Below are 6,683 nucleotides of genomic sequence, written 5' to 3'. Positions count from 1 at the left end.
GAGCCGGCCGGCGGGAGTTCCTTGCGGCGGGCCGGCTAGATCTCGTCCGCCTCCTCGGGTCGGGGGGGACGCATGATGATCTCGTCCACCCCGACGTCGTGGCCTTCCGCGCATCTGACCTGCGCCGTCACGCGTTCGCCGCAGCGGGCGTGCGTCAGCATGACCTGGCGCCCCTCCTCGTGCGGCAGATAGGTCTCGCCCCATTCCATGAGGCTGACGAGGGTGGGCGCGAGGTCCAGGCCCATCTTGGTCAGGTGGTACTCGTAGCGCGTGCGCTGACCGGGCTCCTGGTACGGCTCCCGGGTGAGCAGCCCCGCCTTGACGAGGTGGCGCAGGCGGGCGGTGACGGCGGATTCGGTCATGCCGAGGTTGCGCACGAAGTCGCCGAAACGATTGGTCCCGAAGAACGCCTCGCTGAGCACCAGCACCGCCGACGGCGGGCCGAGCGCGGCCAGGGTACGGGCGACCGGGCAGTTCTGCATCGACCAGGCGTCGCGGTCGGCGAAGTGCCCCTCAAGTGCGATTGTCACGCGACCCACTATAAACCTGCTGACTTCGCTTGACCAAAGTCAGGTCGGGCGCTAGCGTCCCTGACTATGGTGAAACAAAGTCAGGTACGCACCGGTCCCGTCCTCGCGGTGCTCTCCGTCGCCTCCTTCATGGCGGGCCTCGACCTGTTCATCGTCAACGTGGCCTTCGACGACATCGGCCGCGACTTCGCCGGAACGCCGATGGCCGACCTGTCCTGGGTCCTCAACGCCTACGCGATCGTGTTCGCCGCGCTGCTCGTCCCGCTCGGCCGGCTCGCCGACCGGTACGGCCGCAAGGCCGGCCTCGTCATCGGCCTCACCGTCTTCACCCTCGCGTCCCAGGCGTGCGCCGCCGCCCCAGACCTGTGGTGGCTCGTCGGCTTCCGCGTCCTGCAGGCCGCCGGCGCCGCCGCCCTCATCCCCACCAGCCTCGGGCTGCTGCTGTCGGCGTTCCCGGCGGCGCGGCGCGGCGGCGCGGTGCGGATCTGGTCCGCCTCCTCGGCGATCGCCGCCGCGGCCGGCCCCGCGATCGGCGGCGTCCTCGTGGACGTCTCCTGGCGCTGGGTGTTCGAGGTCAACGTCCCCATCGGGATCGCCGCGGTGGTCCTCGTGCTCCGGCTCGTCCCCGACTCCCGCGAAGGCGTCACGGCCCGCGTCCCCGACCTGCCCGGCACCGCGGTGCTGACCGGCGCCATCGCCCTCCTCGCGCTCGGCCTGGTGAAGATCAACGACTGGCCGGGTGAGCGGACCACGGTCGTCGTCGGCGCCGCGCTGCTCGGCCTGGCCTGGTTCTGGCTGCGCTCGCTGCGGCACCCCGCGCCCGTCATCGAGCCCGCGCTGCTCGCCGTCCGCACCTTCTTCTGGTCCAACGCCGCGGTCCTGCTGTTCACCGTCGCGTTCGCCGCCAACCTGCTCCTCGGCGTCCTGTGGATGCAGCAGGTCTGGCACTACTCGCCCATCAGGACCGGGCTCGCCGTAGCGCCCGGCCCCCTGATGGTCCCCATCATGGCGCTCATCGCCGGACGCCTGGCCGCGGCCAGGGTCCCCGTCGGCCTGATCACCGCCGTCGGGTGCATGCTGTGCGCGTTCGGGGTCGTCATGATCGCGATGAGCCTCGGCCCGGCACCGGCCTACGCGTCGCAGCTGCTGCCGGGCTGGCTCATCGGCGGGACGGGCGTCGGCCTCGCCCTCCCCACCATCCTGTCGGCCGCCGCCGTCGAACTGCCGCCGCACCGCTACGCCACCGGCAGCGCCGTGGTGAACATGAGCCGGCAGATCGGCACCGTCCTCGGCGTCAGCCTCGCCGTCGCCGCCCTCGGCACCCCGCACGGCTGGCCCGAGGCGCACACCGCCTACGTCGACTCCTGGCTGATGGTCGCGGGGTTCATGGTGATCGCAGCGATCGCCGCCCTTGGCATGACCCCGCGCCGCCTTCGGCCGTCCCCCACCGTCCCCGAGCCAGAGAAGGAAGTGGTCGCCGGCACCTAACCCCGCCTTGAGAACAACCGCAGAACCCGGGCATCGGACGAAGCCTTGACCCGGACCGCAAGGCCCGGTTCGTCCCGACCGCCCGCACCACAGCAGGCACCTCATGGCCAGAGGTGCCTGCTGTATTTCAGGCTTGAAGGGCGCTGAGCAGGGCCAGGAGCAGGGTCGCTACGGCGAAGAGGCCGTGGCCGAGGACGACGGGGATGGGGAAGGCGTGTTCCGGGGCGTCGGCCGCCTGCGCGGAGCCGGGGGCGGCGGCGGTGCGGACGGACGGGGTGCGGATGACGGCCAGCCAGCGGAACAGCATCACGAAGCCGAGCAGGGCCACCGGCAGCAGGAGGGCGAAGGCCGTCCAGGCGAGGGCGGCGGTGTCGGCCAGCAGGTAGACGATCCAGACGACCAGGCCGGCGGCGGCGAGCAGGAAGTGGCCGAAGATGACCGGGACCGGGAGGCGGGACGTCCCGCCGCGCACGCCGCCGCGTGCGATCCAGGTGCCGAGCATGTAGAAGCCGCCCAGGGCGGTGATCAGCCAGGTGACTAGTGCGGCGACGCTCAACGTGTCTCTCCTTGGTCGGCGGTGGTGCGGGATTCGGTTCGGGTGAAGCCCTCGGCCTGGGTCTCCTCGTCGGCCACGCGGACGCCGTAGCGGTAGGCGAGCTTTCCGCCCAGGAACCCGGACGCGGTGAGGGCGGCCAGGGCCGCGACCGAGAGTGCGATGCGGGCTGGGGCGACCGGGCCGGTGACGTCCTGGAAGCGCCAGCCGAAGGCGGCCGCGTAGGCCAGCGTCACGGCGAGGTTCAGGGACATGTGGACGAGCGCGGTGCGGAAGGCGCGCGTCCCCGGCGGGACGGCGAGCAGGTCGAGGAACCCGGTCGCGGCGGCGGCGAGCGCCCCCGCGACGCCCAGGCCGATGAGCCACAGCGAGCCCTTGGCCAGGAAGCCCGGGTCCCCCACCAGATGCGAGGCGATGTCGAACACGAGGCTGGCCACCCACGCCCCGATCGGCACCGTCACGAGGATCGGGTGCAGGGGATGGCCGTAGCTCCCGGCGAGCATGCTCACCGGGCGTTTCGACTGCCGGTGCGGATCGTCCATGACGACCTCCTATTTCACTAACAAGTATTGGCGTTATAGCAGTCGCGCGTCAACTTTGTCGCCTCCGAGGGGGGTGTTGTCGGGTTTCGAGGAGATTTTTGGGTGTTATGCCGATCGAGGGTTAGGGTGGTGGGGTGACTTCGGACTCCGCCGGGCTGGCGGCCGCCGCGATCCTCAGCGACGACCTGCGGCGCCGGATGTACGCGTTCATCCGCGCGGCGCAGGCGCCGGTGACCCGGGACGAGGCGGCGGCGAGCGTCGGCATCTCCCGGAAGCTGGCCGCGTTCCACCTCGACAAGCTGGTGGACGCGGGGCTGCTGTGCGCCCGCTACGCCAGCCCGTCCGGCGTCCGGCGGGTGGGCCGGGCGCCCAAGGTGTACGAGCCGTCCGGCGTCGACGTGCGGGTGAGCATCCCGCAGCGCGAGCACGGGCTGCTCGCGAGCATCCTGCTGGACGCCGTGCGCGGGCAGCAGGCGGGGGAGAGCGCCCAGGACGCGGCGCTGCGGGCCGCCGGGGAGCGCGGCCGGGCGCTCGGCGCGGCGGAGAGCCGTCCCGTCCGGGGCGGGCGCCTCGGCACCGAGCGGGCGCTGACGTGCGCGGCGGAGATCCTGGAGCGGCACGGTTTCGAGCCCGACCGGGAGGGGCCGGCGCGGCTGCGGCTGCGCAACTGCCCGTTCCATCCGATGGCCGAGGACGATCCCGGCCTGGTGTGCGGGGTCAACCACGCCTTCCTGTCCGGCATGGTGGACGGTCTCGGAGCGTCCACCGTCCAGGCGAAGCTCGCCCCGCACTCCGGCTACTGCTGCGTGGAGTTCGGCCCGCGCGGTGAGTGAACTGTCCCGGTTCGGCCCGGATCGCGATTGATCCGGGCGATAGATCTTGCTTCTCCGGGTTAGTCAGTCAAAGAGCGTTGATGTAGCCGACGTCGATGGGGCTGGAGGAGCGATGAGCCTGCCGTTGCACGAGAGCCGCGTTCTCGCGCTCATCGAGATGGGACTGTGCCGAGAGGACCGTGAGCTCGCGGCCCGGTTCGCGATGTTCAACCGGCTGGCGGCCGCGGAGACGCTGCCGCACCGGGAGCATCTTGAACCGAGCCGGCGGCTGTGCCGGCTGCTGGCCGTGGTGCTCATCGCGGCGATCGTCATGCTCGGCGCGGTCGCCGCCGCGGTGGCCGGCTAGCTGCCCTCCGGCTCGTTCTCCAGGGCCTTCAGCTCGGCGCTCAGGCGGTCCAGGATCGGCGCGAGGCTGCGCAGCTCCGCGAGGTGGACGCGGGTCAGCTCGGCCAGGACGCGGTCGGCGGCGGTGGTCAGCCGGATCCGCATCACCCGGTTGTCGGCGGGGTCGCGCTCGCGGGTGACCAGGCCCGCGTTCTCCGCCCGGTTGATCAGCTCGACCGTGCTGTGGTGGCGCAGCAGCAGGTACTCGGCGAGTTCGCCGACCGTGGGCGGGCGCGCGGCGTCGTGGCCCTTGACGGCGAGGAGAAGCTGGTGCTGGGCCGGCGTCAGCCCGGCCGCGCGCGCCGCCACTTCGCTCCAGCGCAGATAGCCGCGCAGCCCGGTGCGGAACGCGAGCAGAGCGGTGAACTCCTCCTGGCTGAGCTCCTGCACGCGCACCTCGTCCATGGGCATGAAAGTCCGTCCTGTGATGCCTCGAATGCTACTTCACCGGCCGTATCCGGGCAGGTGGAAGGCCGGATGGCCGCGGCGCCTCGCGGCTGATGCGCACGTAGTCAGGCAGTCCGAGGGGGTGCGCCTAGCCGCCGGTCGCCCTGTCGAGGATCAGGTGGAGCTGCTCGGCGCGGCCGCTGGTGATGGCGCCCTCGCGGGTGCGGGTCGAGATCTTGTGCTGGAGGTAGGCGACGTCGGCGCGGCGCCGGTCGAGGGGCGACCACTGCCGGCCGAGCATGCCCTCGATCACGTTGGTGAGGTCGAGGCCGACGTCGTCGCGGACGTCGCCGATCGCGACGCCCTGGTACACCGAGGAGCGGAGCCTCAGCAGCGCGGCGTGGATGCGGCTCTCCGGCGAGGCGGAGGTCTCGGGCGGCTCGGCGTCCCCGGCGGGCGGTAGTTCCGCGGCCGGCGTGTCCGGACCCGGCGCGACCCGACCCGGGGCGGCCGCCGGGGGCGGGGACGCCGCCTGCAGCGGGAGGAGGCGGCCGGCGGAGCGGTCCCGGCTGGACAGGCTGTCGCCGATCCCGGCGACGAGCGTCGTCGCGGCGATGATCGTCGCGGCGACGCCCGCGAGCGCGAGCCACGGGATCCGGAAGCCCGGCCGGGAGTGGCGGAGTTCCTCGCGCCGCCACCGCCCGGGTGCCCGTTCGCCGGTCATGCCTGGATCGTCGCGAGGACGCCGTTGAGCTCGTCCGCGAGACCGGGAGTGAGCGCGCGCTCCCGCCGCCGTGTGTCGATCTTGTCGTGCAGGAGGGCGACCCGGCGTCCGACGTCCACGTTCCGGTCGGCGGTGAGGTCGTTCTCCAGGTTGGTGATCACGTTGTTGAGGTCGATGGCGACGTCGGAGCGGATCTCGCCGGAGGCGTAGCCGCGGCTGACGATCGGGCGCAGCCGGCCGAGCGCGCCCCTCACCCGCGTCCCGGCCGGCCCGGTGGCGGGCCGCGTGTCCGGCGCCGCCGTCCGGGACGGGGCCGGGCCGGACTCGGCGCGGCCGGGCGGCGGGACGGTGACGGGGGCGCGCGGCGACGAGACGAGGATCGCGGCGGCGGCCGTGACCGGGACCGCGACGCAGAGCGCGGCCACCGCGAGGCGGGTGGGGCGGGTGCGGTGCCGGCGCACCGGCGGCGGCGGTCGCAGCGTCCTCGTCCGCTGGGACGGGGCGGGACCCGCCGCGGCGGGGCGCGCCGCGAAGACCTGTTCCGGCGGGTCGTCCTCGCGGCCCAACAGGTCGGCGATCTGCCGGGCGGACGGCGGCTCCTGGCTCAGGCAGCGGGCGACGAGCACCGGAAGGTCCTCGGACGCTCCGGGGGCGACGCAGGCGGAGATGAGCGCGCCGAGCGCGCGGATGTCGGCCGCCTCGCTCTCGCCGCCGGGCACCTGGGCGACGTCGGTCCGGCAGGCGGCGGGCCCGCGGGCGCTGCGGACGACCCCGCCGATGCCGGTGTCGACCAGCTTGACCTCGTCGCGGAGCAGCACGACCTTGCCGGGTCTCAGGTCGCCGTGCGCCACACCGGCCGCGTGGGCGGTGGCCAGCGCGGCGGCGACCCGGCCGCACACGTCCGCGGTCTCGTAGGCGGTGAGCGGGCCGCGGCGGAGCCGGTCCGCGAGGGTCGTGCCGTCCAGGAACTCGGTCACCAGGTACGACGCGAGCCGCCCGGACGCGTCCCGGGTCTGGTCGCTGTCGAAGATCGTCTCCAGCGCCGGGTGGGACAGCCCGGCGGCGCGGTTGACGCCCTCTTGGAAGGCGGGGTTCAGGCCGGCGCGCGCGGGCGCCAGCAGCTTGACCGCGACGGGACGGTCGAGCAGTTCGTCCCGGGCGCGCCACACCTCCATCGTCCCGCCGTCGTCCAGGCGCTCCACGAGCCGGTAGCGCTCTGTCAGCCGCAAGCCCGATTCCACT

Annotated in this window: 9 protein-coding genes; 3 read left to right on the top strand and 6 right to left on the bottom strand. The window is 73.3% G+C overall.

Annotated features, from left to right (window positions below; genetic code table 11):
* Positions 1-35 precede the first annotated feature (35 nt).
* Positions 36-530, bottom strand: coding sequence for a winged helix-turn-helix transcriptional regulator (locus tag AL2_RS34855; protein WP_210748481.1), 495 nt, complete (start codon positions 528-530; stop codon positions 36-38).
* Positions 531-596: 66 nt separating this feature from the next.
* Here AL2_RS34855 and AL2_RS34850 point away from each other — a divergent pair, with 66 nt between their 5' ends.
* The gene (locus tag AL2_RS34850) at positions 597-2,018 is read left to right on the top strand and encodes an MFS transporter (protein ID WP_067641385.1); all 1,422 of its coding nucleotides are present in this window, start codon (positions 597-599) and stop codon (positions 2,016-2,018) included.
* Positions 2,019-2,145: 127 nt separating this feature from the next.
* On the opposite strand, the gene AL2_RS34845 is transcribed toward AL2_RS34850, so the two are convergent.
* Both AL2_RS34845 and AL2_RS34840 read right to left on the bottom strand, forming a co-directional pair.
* Positions 2,146-2,574: a hypothetical protein gene (locus tag AL2_RS34845; protein ID WP_067641383.1), complete on the bottom strand. Its 429-nt coding sequence runs from the start codon at positions 2,572-2,574 to the stop codon at positions 2,146-2,148.
* On the bottom strand, positions 2,571-3,113 hold the full coding sequence (locus AL2_RS34840) for a DUF2231 domain-containing protein (RefSeq protein WP_067641381.1): 543 nt from the start codon (positions 3,111-3,113) through the stop codon (positions 2,571-2,573). Before AL2_RS34840 ends, AL2_RS34845 begins: the two co-directional genes overlap by 4 nt.
* A gap of 134 nt (positions 3,114-3,247) precedes the next feature.
* Here AL2_RS34840 and AL2_RS34835 point away from each other — a divergent pair, with 134 nt between their 5' ends.
* Positions 3,248-3,946: a helix-turn-helix transcriptional regulator gene (locus AL2_RS34835; protein WP_083947227.1), complete on the top strand. Its 699-nt coding sequence runs from the start codon at positions 3,248-3,250 to the stop codon at positions 3,944-3,946.
* 112 nt (positions 3,947-4,058) lie between these two features.
* On the top strand, positions 4,059-4,292 hold the full coding sequence (locus tag AL2_RS34830) for a DUF3040 domain-containing protein (protein ID WP_067641379.1): 234 nt from the start codon (positions 4,059-4,061) through the stop codon (positions 4,290-4,292).
* Here the strand turns inward: AL2_RS34830 and AL2_RS34825 are convergent.
* From AL2_RS34825 to AL2_RS34815, 3 genes are all read right to left on the bottom strand, one after another.
* Positions 4,289-4,735, bottom strand: a complete 447-nt coding sequence (locus AL2_RS34825; RefSeq protein WP_210748480.1) for a MarR family winged helix-turn-helix transcriptional regulator — start codon at positions 4,733-4,735, stop codon at positions 4,289-4,291. The genes AL2_RS34830 and AL2_RS34825 overlap by 4 nt on opposite strands.
* A 130-nt stretch (positions 4,736-4,865) precedes the next feature.
* Positions 4,866-5,441, bottom strand: a complete 576-nt coding sequence (locus tag AL2_RS34820; RefSeq protein ID WP_067641375.1) for a hypothetical protein — start codon at positions 5,439-5,441, stop codon at positions 4,866-4,868.
* A complete protein-coding gene (locus AL2_RS34815; protein ID WP_067641373.1) occupies positions 5,438-6,670 on the bottom strand; it encodes a protein kinase domain-containing protein in 1,233 nt (410 codons plus the stop codon). The genes AL2_RS34820 and AL2_RS34815 overlap by 4 nt, the downstream gene beginning before the upstream one ends.
* Positions 6,671-6,683 lie beyond the last annotated feature (13 nt).

Origin of the sequence: Actinomadura latina NBRC 106108 (assembly GCF_001552195.1) — a bacterium.
Lineage (GTDB): Bacteria > Actinomycetota > Actinomycetes > Streptosporangiales > Streptosporangiaceae > Spirillospora > Spirillospora latina.
Note: the sequence above shows the minus strand (reverse complement) of the source record. Positions and strands in the feature narration are given on the sequence as shown.

Coding starts and splice junctions, on each gene's coding strand:
- AL2_RS34825 (WP_210748480.1), bottom strand. CDS start 4,735: ATGGACGAGGTGCGCGTGCAGGAGCTCAGCCAGGAGGAGTTCACCGCT.
- AL2_RS34830 (WP_067641379.1), top strand. CDS start 4,059: ATGAGCCTGCCGTTGCACGAGAGCCGCGTTCTCGCGCTCATCGAGATG.
- AL2_RS34850 (WP_067641385.1), top strand. CDS start 597: ATGGTGAAACAAAGTCAGGTACGCACCGGTCCCGTCCTCGCGGTGCTC.
- AL2_RS34820 (WP_067641375.1), bottom strand. CDS start 5,441: ATGACCGGCGAACGGGCACCCGGGCGGTGGCGGCGCGAGGAACTCCGC.
- AL2_RS34840 (WP_067641381.1), bottom strand. CDS start 3,113: ATGGACGATCCGCACCGGCAGTCGAAACGCCCGGTGAGCATGCTCGCC.